The organism is Terrabacter sp. NPDC000476, from assembly GCF_040300125.1.
Lineage (GTDB): Bacteria > Actinomycetota > Actinomycetes > Actinomycetales > Dermatophilaceae > Terrabacter.
Map to the genome: position 1 here is coordinate 126,742 of NZ_JBEPDF010000003.1, position 15,639 is coordinate 142,380.

Annotated in this window: 17 protein-coding genes; 10 read left to right on the forward strand and 7 right to left on the reverse strand. The window is 73.5% G+C overall.

Going from position 1 to position 15,639, the window contains the following annotated elements; genetic code table 11:
* Positions 1 to 57 precede the first annotated feature (57 nt).
* Both ABT295_RS16595 and ABT295_RS16600 read right to left on the reverse strand, forming a co-directional pair.
* Positions 58 to 756, reverse strand: a complete 699-nt coding sequence (locus tag ABT295_RS16595) for a class I SAM-dependent methyltransferase (RefSeq protein WP_352395512.1) — start codon at positions 754 to 756, stop codon at positions 58 to 60.
* Between the two features lie 7 nt (positions 757 to 763).
* Entirely contained in the window at positions 764 to 1,564 is an 801-nt protein-coding gene (locus tag ABT295_RS16600; RefSeq protein ID WP_352395513.1) for a DUF3109 family protein, read from the reverse strand.
* A 201-nt stretch (positions 1,565 to 1,765) separates the two neighbouring features.
* Here ABT295_RS16600 and ABT295_RS16605 point away from each other — a divergent pair, with 201 nt between their 5' ends.
* The 6 genes from ABT295_RS16605 to ABT295_RS16630 are packed head-to-tail and all read left to right on the forward strand — an operon-like array spanning position 1,766 to position 7,078.
* Positions 1,766 to 3,112: an ankyrin repeat domain-containing protein gene (locus ABT295_RS16605; RefSeq protein WP_352395514.1), complete on the forward strand. Its 1,347-nt coding sequence runs from the start codon at positions 1,766 to 1,768 to the stop codon at positions 3,110 to 3,112.
* Between the two features lie 9 nt (positions 3,113 to 3,121).
* Entirely contained in the window at positions 3,122 to 3,748 is a 627-nt protein-coding gene (locus ABT295_RS16610) for a TetR/AcrR family transcriptional regulator (protein WP_352395515.1), read from the forward strand.
* Between the two features lie 10 nt (positions 3,749 to 3,758).
* The gene (locus ABT295_RS16615) at positions 3,759 to 4,520 is read left to right on the forward strand and encodes an ABC transporter ATP-binding protein (protein WP_352395516.1); all 762 of its coding nucleotides are present in this window, start codon (positions 3,759 to 3,761) and stop codon (positions 4,518 to 4,520) included.
* Positions 4,517 to 5,251 (forward strand): ABC transporter permease, encoded by a 735-nt coding sequence (locus ABT295_RS16620; RefSeq protein ID WP_352395517.1) that lies wholly within the window; start codon positions 4,517 to 4,519, stop codon positions 5,249 to 5,251. The genes ABT295_RS16615 and ABT295_RS16620 overlap by 4 nt, the downstream gene beginning before the upstream one ends.
* Positions 5,252 to 5,298: 47 nt before the next feature.
* Positions 5,299 to 6,228, forward strand: a complete 930-nt coding sequence (locus ABT295_RS16625) for a Ppx/GppA phosphatase family protein (RefSeq protein WP_352395518.1) — start codon at positions 5,299 to 5,301, stop codon at positions 6,226 to 6,228.
* 52 nt (positions 6,229 to 6,280) lie between these two features.
* Positions 6,281 to 7,078 (forward strand): sugar phosphate isomerase/epimerase family protein, encoded by a 798-nt coding sequence (locus ABT295_RS16630; protein WP_352395519.1) that lies wholly within the window; start codon positions 6,281 to 6,283, stop codon positions 7,076 to 7,078.
* Positions 7,079 to 7,175: 97 nt separating this feature from the next.
* Here ABT295_RS16630 and ABT295_RS16635 read toward each other — a convergent pair whose 3' ends face one another.
* The 3 genes from ABT295_RS16635 to ku form a co-directional block, all read right to left on the reverse strand.
* A complete protein-coding gene (locus tag ABT295_RS16635) occupies positions 7,176 to 7,916 on the reverse strand; it encodes an SDR family oxidoreductase (protein ID WP_352395520.1) in 741 nt (246 codons plus the stop codon).
* Positions 7,917 to 7,984: 68 nt separating this feature from the next.
* Positions 7,985 to 9,211 (reverse strand): acetyl-CoA hydrolase/transferase family protein, encoded by a 1,227-nt coding sequence (locus ABT295_RS16640; protein WP_352395521.1) that lies wholly within the window; start codon positions 9,209 to 9,211, stop codon positions 7,985 to 7,987.
* Between the two features lie 85 nt (positions 9,212 to 9,296).
* Complete coding sequence (gene ku / locus ABT295_RS16645) at positions 9,297 to 10,307, reverse strand: non-homologous end joining protein Ku (RefSeq protein ID WP_352395522.1); 1,011 nt, start codon at positions 10,305 to 10,307, stop codon at positions 9,297 to 9,299.
* 18 nt (positions 10,308 to 10,325) lie between these two features.
* Here ku and ligD (ABT295_RS16650) point away from each other — a divergent pair, with 18 nt between their 5' ends.
* Both ligD (ABT295_RS16650) and ligD (ABT295_RS16655) read left to right on the forward strand, forming a co-directional pair.
* Positions 10,326 to 11,273 (forward strand): non-homologous end-joining DNA ligase, encoded by a 948-nt coding sequence (gene ligD, locus ABT295_RS16650; RefSeq protein WP_352395523.1) that lies wholly within the window; start codon positions 10,326 to 10,328, stop codon positions 11,271 to 11,273.
* Positions 11,273 to 12,157: a non-homologous end-joining DNA ligase gene (gene ligD / locus ABT295_RS16655; RefSeq protein ID WP_352395524.1), complete on the forward strand. Its 885-nt coding sequence runs from the start codon at positions 11,273 to 11,275 to the stop codon at positions 12,155 to 12,157. Before ligD (ABT295_RS16650) ends, ligD (ABT295_RS16655) begins: the two co-directional genes overlap by 1 nt.
* 151 nt (positions 12,158 to 12,308) lie before the next feature.
* Here ligD (ABT295_RS16655) and ABT295_RS16660 read toward each other — a convergent pair whose 3' ends face one another.
* Both ABT295_RS16660 and ABT295_RS16665 read right to left on the reverse strand, forming a co-directional pair.
* Positions 12,309 to 12,644 carry a histone-like nucleoid-structuring protein Lsr2 gene (locus ABT295_RS16660; protein ID WP_352395525.1) on the reverse strand — a complete coding sequence of 112 codons (336 nt, stop codon included), beginning with the start codon at positions 12,642 to 12,644 and terminating at the stop codon, positions 12,309 to 12,311.
* 181 nt (positions 12,645 to 12,825) lie between these two features.
* Positions 12,826 to 13,002, reverse strand: a complete 177-nt coding sequence (locus tag ABT295_RS16665) for a hypothetical protein (RefSeq protein WP_345508263.1) — start codon at positions 13,000 to 13,002, stop codon at positions 12,826 to 12,828.
* Positions 13,003 to 13,077: 75 nt separating this feature from the next.
* Here ABT295_RS16665 and radA point away from each other — a divergent pair, with 75 nt between their 5' ends.
* Positions 13,078 to 14,490: a DNA repair protein RadA gene (gene radA, locus ABT295_RS16670; protein WP_352395526.1), complete on the forward strand. Its 1,413-nt coding sequence runs from the start codon at positions 13,078 to 13,080 to the stop codon at positions 14,488 to 14,490.
* A gap of 56 nt (positions 14,491 to 14,546) precedes the next feature.
* Complete coding sequence (gene disA / locus ABT295_RS16675; RefSeq protein WP_352395527.1) at positions 14,547 to 15,623, forward strand: DNA integrity scanning diadenylate cyclase DisA; 1,077 nt, start codon at positions 14,547 to 14,549, stop codon at positions 15,621 to 15,623.
* The last annotated feature ends 16 nt before the right edge of the window (positions 15,624 to 15,639 follow it).

Consider the following 15,639-nt stretch of genomic DNA (forward strand, 5'->3'; position numbering starts at 1 on the left):
GCCGCGAACTATGGCCTCTCGACGGTGGGGGACCCGCGAAAGGTGGCCTCTCGACGGTCAGAAGCGGCGGTGCCAGAGGTTGACGGCGTAGTCGACGCCGGTGGCGTCGGGGTGCTCGGCGAGGATGAGGTCGGCGTGCTCCGGCGCGAACTCGATGCCGACGACGGCCTCGAAGTCGGCGCGCGAGTCGAAGTCCCAGCGGATGTCGAGCCGCTCGCGCTCCCACCCCTGCCGCTGCCAGAAGCGCTCGACCGCGCGCGGGTCGTAGGAGGGCAGGGCGCGGCGGAACCACTGCCCGAACGTCGACCGCGTCGCGTCGTTGTCGATGACGAAGGCCGCGCCTCCCGGGCGCACGACGCGCTCGAGCTCGGCCAGCCCCGGCTCGCAGCCCGGCCCGAAGAAGTAGGCCCACCGGGCGTGCGCGACGTCGAACGACCCGTCGGGCACCCCGATCGCGGCTGCGCCCTCCTCACGGACCGAGACGGACGGCATACCCGAGACGCGTTGCGCGGCAAGGGCGGCGAGCGGCGGGTGCGGCTCGACGCCGACGACCGAAAGCGCGTCGCGGGCGAAGAAGGGCAGGTGGTAGCCGGTGCCGCACCCGATGTCGACGACGTCGCGACCGGACCAGTCGAGCACCGCGCGCATCGCGTGCTCGATGACGTGGTCGCGGTCGACGCCACGGTTCTCGGTCTCGTAGACGTCGGGCGTCTCCCAGATGTTGGGGGACGGGATGATCTCGCCGGAGTCGCTCATGCAGACCTCACTTCGCGCGCTGGGCCTCGATGGTCGCCGGGTGCACGAGCAGCGGGAGCAGCTTGCGCACGCCGCGCGCCCGGACCGCCTTGACCTGGGCGAGGTGCGCCTCGGCGCGGATGGCCAGCTCGGCGTAGGCGAGCGGCCCCATGAGCTCGGTCAGCTCGGGCGCGTTGGAACGGTAGACCGGCTCGCGGCCGACGTGCGCCTCGGAGTTGCCCGAGCAGTACCAGTCGAGGTCGTGGCCGCCGGGGCCCCAGCCGCGTCGGTCGTACTCGGTGATCGTCACCTCGAGGTAGCTCGTGTCGTCGGGCAGCTCGACGGTGCGGAAGGTGCGGCGGATCGGCAGCTGCCAGCAGACGTCGGGCTTGAGCGTGTGCGGCTCGACTCCGGTGAGGACGGCGTGCTGGTGGAGGGCGCACCCGGCGCCCGCCGGGAAGCCGGGGCGGTTGAGGAAGATGCAGGCGCCGTCGACGACCTTCGTCTTGCGCGCGCCGTCCTCCTTCTCGGTCCAGTCGTCCTTGCCGCCCGTGGCCCGACCGACGGAGTGGTACTCCCACTCGTCCTCGCCGAGCTCCGCGACGGCCTTCTCGACGCGCTTCCAGTCGTCCTTCTCGGTGAAGTGCGCACCGAGCGTGCAGCAGCCGTCGTCCGGTCGGCCGGCGTAGATGCCCTGGCACCCACTGCCGAAGATGCACGTCCAGCTGCTCGTGAGCCACGTCAGGTCGCAGCGGTAGCGCTGGTTCGCGTCGGCGGGATCGGTGAACTCGACCCAGACGCGGGGGAGGTCCAAGGGTGCTTCGGCCACCGGATCACCCTATGCCGTCCCGGTTTCGCCCGCGTGGGCACCACGCGCCGCGGGCGCGTCACCCGGCGTAGGCTGGCACCGGCGTCCAGGTCGCCCCCGGTGCGCGGGAAGGGGCTCAGCCTCCCTGGGAGCACGACGACACGCGGCCCGACCTCCTTTCGGCCCGACCCAGCGCACGCGGGCTGACGAGAGGAGGCCGCCATGGCCCTGTCCCTTCCCGGCAACCCCGACCTCGAGCACCTGCGGCGCGCGGCGCGGAACCTCCAGCGAGCCGTCCGCGAGGGCGAGGCCCGCGCGCTCGCGCTGGTGGCGCACCACCACCCGGCGGGGGTGCCCGACGAGCCGCGGCGCTTCACACTCGCCGCGGCGCAGCTCGTCGTGGCCCGGTCGCACGGCTTCGCCAGCTGGCCCCGTCTGGCGTCGCACCTCGCCGCGGCCGCGCGCCTCTCCCGCGACCCGGTGGTGCTCGACCCGGTCGGGTCGTCGGACGACCCCGCCGTCCTCGTGCCGGCGCTCGCCTGCCTGACCTACACCGACCGCGACGAGCCCGCGCGCTGGGCGCGTGCGGTCGAGCTGCTGGCCGCGCACCCGAACCTGCCCGGAGACGACGTCACGGTCGCGGCGACCGTGGGCGACGTCGTGGCGCTGCGGGCCCACGTGTCGGCCGACCGCGCCGCGGCGGTGCGCGAGGTCGGGCCGTTCCGGTGGGCGCCGCTGCTCTACGTCGTCTACTCGCGTGTGCCACAACAGGATCCGGTCGCTGCCGCGTCGCTGCTGCTCGACGCGGGGGCCGACCCCGACAGCGGCTACCTCTGGCAGGGCCTCGCCACCCCGTTCACCGCGCTGACGGGGGTTCTCGGCGAGGGCGAGGCCGGCCCCGGACGCCAGCCGCGTCACCCGCGCTGGCGGGAGCTGGCGGAGCTCCTGCTCGACCGCGGCGCCGACCCGAACGACCGGCAGGCGCTCTACAACCGGATGTTCGGGCGCGACGACTCCCACCTCGAGCTGCTCCTCGACCACGGCCTCGGCAGGCCCGCCTCCGAGGTGTGGGCGCAGCGCCTGACCACGCCGGGCGAGACCGTCGAGGAGATGCTCGACCGCCAGGTGCGCTGGGCGCGCGACCACGGGTTCGACGAGCGGCTGGCGCTCCTCGGGCGCCACGGCCTGGTGCCCGACGGGAGCACGCCGGGTCCGGCGGTGCCGACGATCCACCGGGCCCGCACCCCCGAGGCCGTGCGCGCCGCCGCTGACTCCGGCGCCGACCTCGACGCCCTCCACGAGGGTCGCACCGCGGCCCACCAGGCCGCCTTCCTCGGGGACGTCGCCCTGCTCGAGGCCCTGCTCGACGCCGGGGCCGACCTCGGCGCCGTCGACGCCGGGCACGGCACCACGCCGCTGTCGTGGGCGCGGTGGGCCCGCCAGGACGCCGCTGCAGCCTGGCTCGAGGTGCACGCGACCGGCGCGACCGGCGCGACCGACGCGGCCGACGCGGCCGACGCGGCCGACGCGCACGAGCAGGGTGCCGGGCGTCCCCACGGGCAGGGCTAGCGTGGCCCCATGACGTCACAGACCGCCGACGCGGCGTCGGCGCGAGGCCGCGGGCGGCGCCCCGGTGGCGTCGACACCCGAGCCGCGATCCTCGAGGCCGCCCGGAAGTCCTTTGCTGCCAAGGGTTACGACAAGTCGAGCCTGCGTGGGATCGCGCGTGAGGCCGGCGTCGACCCGGCTCTCGTGCACCACTACTTCGACGGCAAGGCCGCGCTCTTCGCCGAGACGATGGCCGTGCCCGTCAACCCGGCCGAGCTCATCGAGCGGGTGCTCGAGGGCGGCCACGAGCGGCTCGGCTGGCGGCTCGTCGAGACCTTCCTGTCGGTCTGGGAGCCGCCCGAGCGGCGCGAGTCCCTCGTCGCCCTCGTGCGCTCGGCGATGACGAGCGAGGAGGCGGCGCGGATGCTGCGCGAGTTCCTCGGGCGCGAGGTCTTCGGGCGCCTCGCGGCCTCGGCCGGCGCCGAGGACGCGCAGCTGCGCGGCGCCCTGGCCGCCTCGCAGATGATCGGCGTTGTCATGGCGCGCTACGTCGTGCGCGTGCCGGGTCTGGCGGACGCGACGCGCGCCGAGCTCGTCGAGCGGCTGGGCCCGGTGCTCCAGGGCTACCTGGTGGACGGGGCGACCCGACCGGAGTAGATTTCATCACATGATGAATAACCACGGTCCGGCCATCTCGGTCAGCGGGCTGCAGGTCGTGCGGGGCCGGCGGCGCGTCATCCCCGGTCTCGACCTCGAGGTGCCCGCCGGCGAGGTCGTCGGCCTGCTCGGGCCGTCGGGGTCGGGCAAGTCGACGCTGATGCGCTGCTTCGTCGGCGTCCAGGTCGTCGAGGCCGGCACCGTGACGGTGCTCGGCCACCCGGCCGGGTCGGCCGTGCTGCGCGCCGAGGTCGGCTACGTCACGCAGAGCCCCAGCGTCTACGCCGACCTCAGCGTGCGCGACAACGTCGCCTACTTCGGGCGCGCGGTGGGCCTGCGCGGCGCCGACCTGCGAGAGGCCGTCGATCGCACGCTCGAGGAGGTCGACCTCACCGGGTTCGCCTCCCAGCTCGTGCAGGACCTCTCCGGCGGGCAGGAGTCGCGCGTCTCGCTCGCGGCCGCCCTCGTCGGTCGGCCCACGCTGCTCGTCCTCGACGAGCCCACGGTGGGCCTCGACCCCGTGCTGCGCCGCGACCTCTGGGACCTCTTCCGGCAGCTGGCCGGGAGGGGGCACTCGCTCGTCGTCTCGAGCCACGTCATGGACGAGGCCGCCCGCTGCGACCGGCTCGTGCTGCTCCGGGAGGGGCGGGTGCTCGCCGACCTCACGCCCGACGAGCTGCTGAGCCGCACCGGAACGGCCGACGCGGACGCCGCCTTCCTCGCCCTCATCGACGCAGAGGTCGCGCAGTCGCACGAGCGGAGGGCGTCGTGAACGCGGGCCTCGCGACGGCCACCTCGGGCCGCGTCCTGCGCCAGGTGCGCACCGACCGCCGCACCATCGCGCTCATCCTCGTCGTGCCGTGCGTGCTGCTGGGACTGCTCGCCTGGATCTACGACGGCACGCCCGTCTTCGACACCATCGGGCCGGCCCTGCTCGGCGTCTTCCCGATGATCGTGATGTTCATCGTCACGTCGGTGGCGACCCTGCGCGAGCGGCAGTCGGGCACCCTCGAGCGCCTGCTGACCACGCCGATGGGCAAGGGCGACTTCATGATGGGGTATGCCGTCGCGTTCGGAGCGCTCTCGACGGTGCAGGCCCTGATCGCAACGGGATTCGCCGTGTGGGTCTGTGGCTTGGACGTCGCCGGGCCGCTGTGGCTCCTCGTCGTCGTCGCCGTGCTCGACGCCGTGCTCGGCACGGCGCTCGGGCTGCTCGCGAGCGGCTTCGCCCGCACCGAGTTCCAGGCGGTGCAGTTCATGCCGGCGTTCCTGCTGCCGCAGTTCCTGCTCTGCGGGCTGCTCGTGCCGCGCGACCAGCTGCCGACGGTGCTCGAGTGGGTGAGCAACGTGCTCCCGCTGTCGTACGCCGTCGACGCGATGAAGGTCATCGCCGCCGAGGTCGAACCGGTCACGACGGTGCTCGGTGACCTCGGCATCGTCGCCGCCTTCATCGCCGGCGCCCTCGCCCTCGCGTCGCTGACCCTGAGCAGGCGCTCCGCCTGACGGCATACGGCGGGTGGGGGCCACGGACGCGGCACTAGGGTGGGCGCATGCGCCTGGGCGTCATCGACATCGGGTCGAACACGGTCCACCTCCTCGTCGTCGACGCGCACGCCGGGGCGCAGCCGATCCCGGCCTTCTCGCACAAGACCGAGCTGCGGCTCTCGGAGAGCCTCGACCCCGACGGGCGCGTCAGCGACGCCACGGCAGACCGCCTCGTCGCGTTCCTGCGCGAGTGCCTCGTCGTCGCCGAGGACCAGGGCGTCAGCGACCTCTTCGCCTTCGCCACGTCGGCGCTGCGCGAGTCGCCGAACGGCGAGGCCGTCATCGCCCGGGTACGCGCCGAGACGGGCATCGAGCTCGACGCGCTGAGCGGGCCCGACGAGGCGCGCATGACCTTCCTCGCGGTGCGCCGCTGGTTCGGCTGGTCGAGCGGCCGGCTGCTCGTCGTCGACATCGGCGGCGGCTCGCTCGAGCTCGCGAGCGGCCTCGACGAGGAGCCCGACGTCGCCCTCAGCCTGCCGCTCGGGGCCGGGCGTCTGACGCGTGAACGCCTCCTCGGCGACCCGCCCGTCGAGGCCGAGGCGCGCGACCTGCGTGCCTACGTGCGGGCCTCCCTCGCCGAGCACGTGCGCCCCCTGCTCACGTCCGGCCAGCCCGACCGCGCCGTCGGCACCTCGAAGACGATGCGCTCGCTCGCGCGGATCGCCGGCGCCGCACCGCGCGCCGAGGGGCCGTTCGTGCCGCGCACGCTCTCCCGTGCCGACCTGCGCGCCGTGGTGGCCCGGCTCGCGGTGCTGGACTCGGCCACCCGCGCCACGCTGCCCGGCGTCTCCGAGGGGAGGGCCCGCCAGCTCTACGCCGGCGCGCTCGTCGCCGAGGCCGCCCTCGACCTGCTCCAGGTCGACCAGCTCGACATCTGCCCGTGGGCGCTGCGCGAGGGGCTCATCCTGCGCCGGCTCGACCACCTCGGCAGCTAGGGCCCGCACCCCGCCGCAGCCCGTGCCCGCGGTGGTGGCGCAGAATGGCGGCATGACGATCCGGGTCGGCCTCTCGACCTCCTCGTGCTACCCCGACACCGCGGCCACCGCGTTCGCGACGGCGGCCCGGCTCGGCTACGACGCGGTGGAGGTCATGGTCTGGACCGACCCCGTCACGCAGGAGGCCGGGGCGATCCGCGCCCTGTCGCGGCTGCACGGGCTGCCCGTCGTGTCGGTGCACGCGCCGACGCTGCTGCTCACCCAGCGTGTCTGGGGCACCGACCCGTGGGGCAAGGTCGACCGGTCCATCGAGCTCGCCCTCGACGTGGGCGCGCGCACCGTCGTGCTGCACCCGCCGTTCCGCTGGCAGCGGGAGTATGCCGCCGGCTTCGTCGAGGGGGTCGCCGAGCGCGAGCGCGCCTCCGGCATCCGGCTCGCGGTCGAGAACATGTATCCCTGGCGCACGGCGCGCCGCGAGGTGATGGCCTACCTGCCGCACTGGGACCCGGTCGGGCAGGCCTACGAGCACGTGACGCTCGACCTCTCGCACACGGCGACCGCGGGCTCGGACGCGCTGGGGATGACCCGGGCGCTGGGGTCGCGGCTCACGCACCTCCACCTCGCCGACGGCCTCGGCTCGTTCAAGGACGAGCACCTCGTGCCGGGGCGCGGCAGCCAGCCCTGCGCGGCCGTGCTCGAGCACCTCGCCGACTCCGGGTGGGACGGCGACGTCGTCGTCGAGGTGTCGACCCGCAAGGCCGGCCGCGACCAGCGCGAGGTCGACCTCGCGGCGGCGCTCGCCTTCGCCCGGCTCGCCCTCGTGCCCACCCGCGGAGCCAGCCGCATCTGACCCCCGAGACCGCGCAACACACCGAGCAGGTCGCAACCCACCGGCATCCGATCCCGGTGGGTCGTGTCTTTCTCGGTGTGTCGCGGTGGTGGCGGGGTCAGGGGCGCCAGCCGCGGGGGCGCACCGAGACCATGTCGATGCTCGCGTCGGGGCCGGCGTCGATCGCGAGCCGCGCCGCCCGCACCACCGAGTCGACCTCGAGGTAGGCGCCCGCGTCGTACTCCGCGCCCTCGAACTGCACGAGCTCGTGCTGCATGTCGGTGTCGACGCGGCCGGGATGCAGCGAGGTGACGCGCACGCCGTGCTCGCGCTCCTCCTGCCGCAGGGCGTCGCTCAGGGCGCGCAGCGCGAACTTCGAGGCGCAGTAGGCGCCCGACGCCGGCGTCGAGGTCAGCCCCGAGCCGGAGTTGACGGTGATCACGAGGCCGTGCGCCCGCCGCAGCGCCGGCAGCAGCGCCCGGGTGACGGCCGCGACCGCGACGACGTTGACGGTCATCGACACGGCCCAGTCGTCGACCTCCGACTCGGCGACCGTGCCGTTGCGCAGCACGCCGGCCGAGTGGACGAGCACGTCGACCCGGGGCAGCCGGGCCGCGAGCTCCTCGAGGGCCGCCTCGAGCGAGCCGCCGGCGGAGCAGTCGGCGAGGTCGGCCACGAGGCCCTCGGCGGAGGGCAGCGAGGCCACGACGGCGTCGACGGCCTCGCGGCTGCGCCCGCCGACGACGAGGTGGTGCGTGTCGGCGAGGTCGCGGGCGATCGCGAGGCCGATGCCGCGGGTGCCGCCGGTGACGACCGCCACCGGGCGCGGGGTGGACGGGACCGGGGAGGGGGAGCTCATGCGGTCACCCTACGAGCCCGGCGGCATACGGGACCGGGTGGCGGACGGGACCGGGCGGCGTGGGGCGCTCAGGCCAGGCCGAGCGCGTGCGCCTCCTCCCACAGGTCGTCACGGACACGGGGGTGCGCGCACTCCTCGATGATGTCGTGGCACTGGTCGCGCTCGCTGCGGCCCCAGAGGGGGGCGAGGCCGTGCTCGGTGACGATCGCGCTCTGCTGGAAGCTCGTCACGGGCTCGTCGAGCAGGGGCACGATCGTCGAGACGTCGGCCTTCGGGTGCCACGAGCGCAGCGCGATGAACGACTGCCCGCCGGGCGAGTGCAGGGCGCCCACGATGAAGTCGGTCTGGCCGCCGAAGCCGGAGTGGATGCGGGCGTTGATGCGTGAGGCGTTCGCCTGGCCGAAGAGGTCGACCTCGAGGGCCGTGTTGACCGAGGTCATCTGGCGCTGCTGGGCGATGAGGCCGGGGTCGTTCGTCTTCTCCGTGCGCATCATCCGCACGCGGGCGTTGCCGTCGAGCCAGCGGTAGAGCTCGGTCGAGCCGAAGCAGAACGACGTCACGAGCGGGTGGTCGGCGTCGAGGGCGCCCGCCTCGTCGAGGGCCAGCACGCCGTCGGAGAACATCTCCGTCCACATCCGGATGCCGCGGCGCGGGGTGAGCGCCGCCAGCGTCGCGTCCGGCACCGCCCCGATGCCGAGCTGCATCGTCGCCCCGTCCGCGACCCGCGCGGCCACGCGCTCGCCGATGAGCCGGCTCTCGTCGTCGGGCACGGCGGGCGCGTGCGCCGGCATCGGCGCGTCGACCTCGACGAGGAGGTCGACGTGCTCGAGCGGCACCTCGGCGTCACCGAAGGTGTAGGGCATCTGCGGGTTGACGACCGCCACGACGAGCCCACCGCGCGAGCGGCAGGCCTCGAGGGCCGCGGGCAGCACGTTGACCTCGAGGCCGAGGCTCACGTGCCCGTGCCGGGGCGGCGCGCAGTGCAGCAGCACGGCGTCGGGCGGCAGCACGCGGCCGTAGAGGAGCGGCACGAGCGAGAGCCGCGACGGCACGTAGCGCAGCCGCGGGTGCCGCCGCATGCCGGGGCCGACGAAGCACGTCTCGACGGTGACGCCGTCGCGCGTCGGCAGGCCGGCCGGGGCGTTGAGGGCGTGCAGCACGTAGGCCGGCACGGCCTCGTCGAGCGCGCGCACCGCCTCCCACGGCACCGCCATGTTGCCGCTGACGACCACCCGGGGGTTCTCGGGGAGGGTCCGCAGTCGTCTCGTCAGCTCGTCGATCGTCGCCGTCCGCACGCTGCCATCCTCGCGCAGGCACTGGCCGCAACGGGGGCGTATGCCGGCGACGTGACGCACGTCGCCGGCTGAGGGGGCGCCGGGGTCAGCTCGCCTTCTTGGTCGCCGCCTTCTTGGTCGCCGCCTTCTTGGTCGTCGTCTTCTTGGGCGCCGCCTTCTTCGTCGTCGTCTTCGCCGTCGTCTTCTTGGACGTCGTCTTCGCGGTGGCTGCCTTCGCGGTGGCTGCCTTCGCGGTGGCTGCCTTCGCGGTGGCCTTCGTCGCGCCCGCGCCGGCACTGTTCGTCGCCGCGCCGGACGTGTCGGAGGTGCCCGAACCGCCCTTGGCGGCCTTGGCCTTGTCGACGCTGCGCTGCAGGGCGGCGAGCAGGTCGACGACCTCCGTCTCCTCACCGGTGGCGTCGGGCGTCTCGGTGAGCTCCCCGCCCTCGATCTTCGTCGCGACGAGCGCGGTGACCGCCTCGGCGTAGTCGTCCTCGAACTCGTCGGGCTCGTAGTCGCCCGACAGCGAGTCGACGAGCGAGGACGCCATGGCGAGCTCCTTGGCCGTCGCGTGCGTCTCCTCCGAGAGCGACTCGAACTCGGGGGTGCGCACCTCGTCGGCCCAGAGCAGCGTCTGCAGCACGATGACGCCGTCGCGCACGCGGAGCACCGCCAGCGTCATCCGGGAGCGCACCGAGACGGTGACGAGGGCCATCCGGTCGGCCTTCTCCAGGGCGTCGCGCAGCAGGACGTAGGGCTTGAGTCCGGTCTTGTCGGGCTCGAGGTAGTAGCTCTTGTCGAACAGGAGCGGGTCGATCTGCTCCGACGGCACGAACTTCTCGATCGAGATCTCCTTCGTCGAGCGCGTCGGGAGGCTCTTCATGTCCTCGTCGGTGAGCACGACCATCTGACCGTCTGCGGCCTCGTATCCCTTGGCGATGTCGGAGTAGGGCACCTCCTCGCCGTCGATCGCACAGACCCGCTGGTACTTGATGCGACCCCCGTCCTTCTCGTGGACCTGCCGGAACTGCACGTCGTGGTTCTCCGTCGCCGAGAAGAGTCGGACCGGCACATTGACGAGGCCGAACGACACGGCGCCTTTCCAGATGGCTCGCATGGGAACAAGAATGCACCCATGCGCCCCATGCTCGCGACGTCCACGTCGACCATTCCGGCCGGCGAACGGTGGCAGCACGAGGTGAAGTGGGACGGGATGCGCGTCCTGGCCGACGTGCGCGACGGCGAGCTGCGGCTGTTCTCGCGCACCGAGCGCGACGTGACGGTGGCCTTCCCGGAGCTGCGCGGGCTGGCCGCGGAGTACGCCGACATGCTGCTCGACGGGGAGATCGTCTCGATGCGCGACGGCATCCCGTCGTTCGCGGCGCTCGCCGAGCGGTTCCACGTCACCGACGCGCGGCGCGCGGCCGGGCTGGCGGAGGCGTCGCCGGTGACCCTGATGACCTTCGACCTGCTCCGGCTCTACGGCGTCGACGTGCTCACGCGCCCGTGGTCCGACCGCCGGTCGACGCTCGAGCGGCTCGACCTCGCGGCGCCCCGCTGGCAGACGCCACCGACCTTCGGTGACGGTGCCTCGCTCCACGCGGCGACGAAGGAGCAGGGCCTCGAGGGCATCGTGTCCAAGCGCGTGGACTCCGTCTACGTGCCGGGGCTGCGCTCGCCCCACTGGCTCAAGTCGCCCCATCGCGGCACCGTCTCGGTCGTCATCGGGGGCTGGCGGCCGGAGTCGACGGGGACCGTGTCGAGCCGGCTCGGGGCCGTGCTCGTCGGCGTGCCCGTCGCGGGCGGTCTGCACTACCTCGGCCGTGTCGGCTCGGGGCTGGCGGGCAAGGCCGGGCAGTCCCTCATGCGTGACCTGCGCGAGCTGTCGGTCGACGAATCGCCTTTCGCCACAGACGTCCCCAGGGAGGATGCTGCCGGGGCGACCTGGGTGCGGCCGGTGCTCGTCGCCGACGTGGAGTCGCTGGGACTCGGCGGTCAGGGCCGACTGCGCCAGCCGGCATACAAGGGCCTGCGCGGCGACCTGACACCCGACGACGTCGACGGGCACGAGGACGGTGCGTGATGGCGTACGAGCCGACGAGGGTCACGGTCGAGGTGGACGGGCGCCGGATGAAGCTGTCGAGCCTCGAGAAGGTGATGTACCCGCGCGCCGGCACGACCAAGGCGCAGGTCATCGACTACTACGCACGCATCGCGCCGGTCATCCTGCCGCACCTGCGCGACCGGGCCGTGACGCGAATCCGCTTCCCCCACGGGGTCGGCGACATGCAGTTCTTCGAGAAGAACATCCCGGCCGGCACCCCGGCATGGATCCGGCGCGCGGGACGCGACCCGGTGTTCCCGCTCATCGACGACCTCGCGGGGCTGACGTTCTTCGCCAACCTCAACTCGCTCGAGCTGCACGTGCACCAGTGGCGCTACGAGGGGGAGGGGCGCGACGCGGTCGCGCTCAACCCGGACCGGCTCGTCATCGACCTCGACCCCGGCCCGGGCACGGGTCTGCACGAGTGCGCGCGCGTCGCGCTCGTCGTGCGCGAGCGCCTCGGCCGCATCGGGCTGCCGACGGTGCCGGTCACGAGCGGCAGCAAGGGACTCCAGCTCTACGCCGTGCTGCCGGGGGAGCACACGAGCGACGAGATCCGCGACACGGTGCAGCAGCTCGCGCAGGAGCTGACCAGGGCCCACCCCGACCTCGTCGTGTGGAAGATGGCCAAGGAGCTGCGCCCGGGCAAGGTCTTCCTCGACTGGAGCCAGAACGTCGCGGCGAAGACGACGGTGTGCCCGTACTCCCTCCGCGGCCGGGACCGTCCGACTGTCGCGGCGCCCCGGTCGTGGGACGAGATCGAGGACGGTGCCGACGGCGGGACGCTCGAGCAGCTGACCGCGGACGAGGTGCTCGAGCGCGTCGAACGGGACGGCGACCTCGCGGCCGAGATCACCGCCTGATCACCGCCTGATCACCGCCTGAGCACCGCCTGAGCACCCCGAGGCGGGGACGCGCCGGCCCCGCGGGACGTGGGCGAGGCGACCGCGCGAGGGCATGGGCAGGGCCCGGCACGTCCAGCGCGCCGGGCCCGTGGCTCATCTCCGGTGAGGGTCAGTGCGCCTTGTCGTAGGCCGCCTGGACCTCGGACGAGATGCGCCCGCGGTCGGAGACGTCGTGGCCGTTGGCCCGCGCCCACTCGCGCACGGCCGCGAGGTCGCCGCGCTTGGGGCCCGAGGAGCGGCGGCGTGAGCCGGCGCCCTTTGCCGAGCCCGAGCCGGCGCGACGGGCGTGGCCGGTCCACGTCGCGAGGTCGTCGCGCAGCTTGGCTGCATTCTTGTCGGAAAGATCGATCTCGTAGGTGACGCCGTCGAGTCCGAACGTCACCGTCTCGGACGCATTTCCACCGTCGATGTCGTCGATCAACACCACTTCGACACGCTGAGCCATGATTCTCCATCTGAAGTTGTCGGGCCTTTGGAGGGGAAAGCCCGCGAATACAGGGTTTCGCGGCAGGGCCAATTTACAACGCCGCGAGAAGAAATGCATTTACGTCCGGGAATGCGCGGGGCGGATGCCCGCAAATGCGTGGTGCGCCCTCTTCGCGACGTCGCCGGAAATGCGGTCCGGCCTATTCGGTGGGCTCTTTCGCGGCGGCGTCGCGGCGGTCCTGCTCCGCCTCCCACTTCGCCTGAGCGAGGCGCTCGCGACGGTCTCCCTGCAGGATGCTCTTGATGACGACGTAGAACAGTGCGCCGACGCCGATGGTGGGCACCAGGGCGAGCACGTAGGGCAGAACCGAGTCCATGGTCTCAAGTTTCTCACGGTGGGCCGGGGCGACCGCCCGCCGTCGGTGTCGGTCCCGCCCCGTACGGTCGTGCGCATGGCTACGAGGACGACGACGCGCCGCACCCCCGGCTTCCGCTGCGCCGAGTGCGGTTGGACCACCGCGAAGTGGGTCGGGCGCTGCGGCGAGTGCCAGGCCTGGGGTACCGTGGCCGAGACGGGCGCGGCCATCCCGCGCACGACGGCCGCCGCCGTCGCGACCCCGGCCCAGCGCATCGCCGACGTCGACCTCACCCGGGCCGCGGCCCGGCCCACCGGCGTCGCCGAGTTCGACCGGGTGCTCGGGGGCGGCCTCGTGCCGGGCGGTGTCGTGCTCGTCGCCGGCGAGCCCGGGGTCGGCAAGTCGACCCTCCTGCTCGACGTCGCGGCCCGCACGGCGCGGTCCGGTGCCGACGTGCTCTACATCAGCGGCGAGGAGTCCGCGGCCCAGGTGCGCACCCGCGCCGAGCGCATCGACGCCATGGCCGACACGCTCTTCCTCGCGGCCGAGACCGACCTCGGCACGGTACTCGGGCACGTCGAGGCGCGCTCGCCGGCCCTGCTCGTCGTCGACTCGGTGCAGACCATCGCGAGCGCCGACGTCGAGGGCCAGGCCGGCAACGTCTCGCAGGTGCGCGAGGTGACCGGCAGCCTCATCCAGGCCGCCAAGTCGCGCGGCGTGGCCGTGCTGCTCGTCGGCCACGTGACGAAGGACGGCTCGATCGCGGGGCCGCGGCTGCTCGAGCACCTCGTCGACGTCGTCATCGCCTTCGAGGGCGACCGGCACTCCCGGCTGCGGCTCGTGCGCGCCGTGAAGAACCGGTTCGGCCCCACCGACGAGGTCGGCTGCTTCGACCTCTCGGACGGCGGGATCGTGGGGCTCGCCGACCCGAGCGGGCTCTTCCTCTCCACCCGCGACCACGCCGTGGCCGGCACCTGCGTCACGGTGACCCTCGAGGGGCGACGTCCGCTCGTGGCCGAGGTGCAGGCCCTCGTGGCGCCCTCCACCCTGCCCTCGCCCCGGCGGACGTCGAGCGGTCTCGACTCCGCCCGGCTCGCGATGATCATCGCGGTGCTCGACAAGCGGGCCGGTGCACCGGTCGGCTCCCGTGACATCTTCGCGGCCACCGTCGGCGGCGTGCGCATCACCGAGCCCGCCGCCGACCTCGCCATCGTCTGCGCCGTGGCCTCGTCGGTCGTCGACCGGGCGCTGCCGACCGACGTCGTGGCCTTCGGCGAGGTGGGCCTGGCCGGGGAGGTGCGCCGGGTGGCCGGCCTCGACCGCCGTCTCGCCGAGGCGGCCCGGCTCGGCTTCCGCCACGCGCTCGTCCCGGCGGGGAGCCTCGGCGACACGACCACCCCGCCCGGCATCCGCGCCGTCGAGGTCGCCGACGTGCCGCGCGCCATCGAGGCCATGGGACGCCTCGCCGGGGGCCGGTCAACGAGCGCCGCAGCGGTCGGCACCGTCTAGACTGCGACCGGCCGGGGGCGCACGCGCCCGACCCCTCCGATGCGAACAGGGACGTGATGGACCGGAACGACGAGCTGCTGCTCCGCGCGGCCCTCGCCGCTGTCGCGCCCGGCACCGAGCTGCGCGACAGCCTCGAACGCATCCTCCGTGGTCGCACGGGCGCCCTCATCGTGCTCGGCCACGACCGCGTCGTCGACTCCATCTGCACGGGCGGCTTCTCGCTCGACGTCGAGTTCTCGGCCACGCGCTTGCGCGAGCTGGCCAAGATGGACGGCGCCGTCGTGCTCGACCGCGAGGGCACCCGCATCCTGCGCGCCGCCACGCAGCTCGTGCCCGACTCGAGCATCGAGACGACGGAGTCGGGCACCCGGCACCGCACGGCCGAGCGCGTGGCCAAGCAGACCGGCTTCCCCGTCATCTCGGTGAGCCAGTCCATGGGCGTCGTCGCGCTCTACGTCGGCGACCTGCGCCACGTCATCGAGGGTTCGCCGACGACGCTCTCGCGCGCCGACCAGGCGTTGCAGACGCTCGAGCGCTACAAGTCGCGCCTCGACGAGGTGACCGGCACGCTCTCGGCCCTCGAGATCGAGGACCTCGTCACGATCCGCGACGTCACCGCCGTGCTGCAGCGCCTCGAGATGGTCCGCCGCATCTCGGCGGAGATCCAGGACTACGTCGTCGAGCTCGGCACCGACGGCCGCCTGCTCAGCCTCCAGCTCGAGGAGCTCATCGGCGGCCTCGGCAACGACCGCGAGCTCGTCATCCGTGACTACCTGCCCGCCACGAAGTCGGGCCTGGAGCTCGACGACGCGCTCGCCAACCTCCAGGCGCTCAACTCCGTCGAGCTGCTCGACCTCGCCGCCGGTGCCCGCGCCGTCGGCTTCTCGGTCGTCGGCGACAGCCTCGACGCGCCGGTGTCGCCGCAGGGCTACCGCCTCCTGACCAAGGTGCCGCGGCTGCCCACGGCCATCGTCGACCGCCTCGTCGTGCACTTCGAGTCGCTCCAGCGGCTGCTCGCGGCCGGCATCGAGGACCTCATGCTCGTCGAGGGCGTCGGCGAGGGCCGCGCGCGCGCCGTGCGCGAGGGCCTCTCGCGCCTGGCCGAGTCGAGCATCCTCGAGCGCTACGTCTGACCCGCACGTCCGAGGT

What these genes read in the sequence shown, in the direction of transcription:
- ligD (WP_352395524.1), top strand. Translation starts at nt 11,273, where the DNA reads ATGGCGTACGAGCCGACGAGGGTCACGGTCGAGGTGGACGGGCGCCGG.
- ABT295_RS16595 (WP_352395512.1), bottom strand. Translation starts at nt 756, where the DNA reads ATGAGCGACTCCGGCGAGATCATCCCGTCCCCCAACATCTGGGAGACG.
- ABT295_RS16610 (WP_352395515.1), top strand. Translation starts at nt 3,122, where the DNA reads ATGACGTCACAGACCGCCGACGCGGCGTCGGCGCGAGGCCGCGGGCGG.
- ABT295_RS16635 (WP_352395520.1), bottom strand. Translation starts at nt 7,916, where the DNA reads ATGAGCTCCCCCTCCCCGGTCCCGTCCACCCCGCGCCCGGTGGCGGTC.
- ABT295_RS16665 (WP_345508263.1), bottom strand. Translation starts at nt 13,002, where the DNA reads ATGGACTCGGTTCTGCCCTACGTGCTCGCCCTGGTGCCCACCATCGGC.
- ABT295_RS16605 (WP_352395514.1), top strand. Translation starts at nt 1,766, where the DNA reads ATGGCCCTGTCCCTTCCCGGCAACCCCGACCTCGAGCACCTGCGGCGC.
- radA (WP_352395526.1), top strand. Translation starts at nt 13,078, where the DNA reads ATGGCTACGAGGACGACGACGCGCCGCACCCCCGGCTTCCGCTGCGCC.
- ABT295_RS16615 (WP_352395516.1), top strand. Translation starts at nt 3,759, where the DNA reads ATGATGAATAACCACGGTCCGGCCATCTCGGTCAGCGGGCTGCAGGTC.
- ABT295_RS16660 (WP_352395525.1), bottom strand. Translation starts at nt 12,644, where the DNA reads ATGGCTCAGCGTGTCGAAGTGGTGTTGATCGACGACATCGACGGTGGA.
- ligD (WP_352395523.1), top strand. Translation starts at nt 10,326, where the DNA reads ATGCGCCCCATGCTCGCGACGTCCACGTCGACCATTCCGGCCGGCGAA.
- disA (WP_352395527.1), top strand. Translation starts at nt 14,547, where the DNA reads ATGGACCGGAACGACGAGCTGCTGCTCCGCGCGGCCCTCGCCGCTGTC.
- ku (WP_352395522.1), bottom strand. Translation starts at nt 10,307, where the DNA reads ATGCGAGCCATCTGGAAAGGCGCCGTGTCGTTCGGCCTCGTCAATGTG.
- ABT295_RS16625 (WP_352395518.1), top strand. Translation starts at nt 5,299, where the DNA reads ATGCGCCTGGGCGTCATCGACATCGGGTCGAACACGGTCCACCTCCTC.
- ABT295_RS16630 (WP_352395519.1), top strand. Translation starts at nt 6,281, where the DNA reads ATGACGATCCGGGTCGGCCTCTCGACCTCCTCGTGCTACCCCGACACC.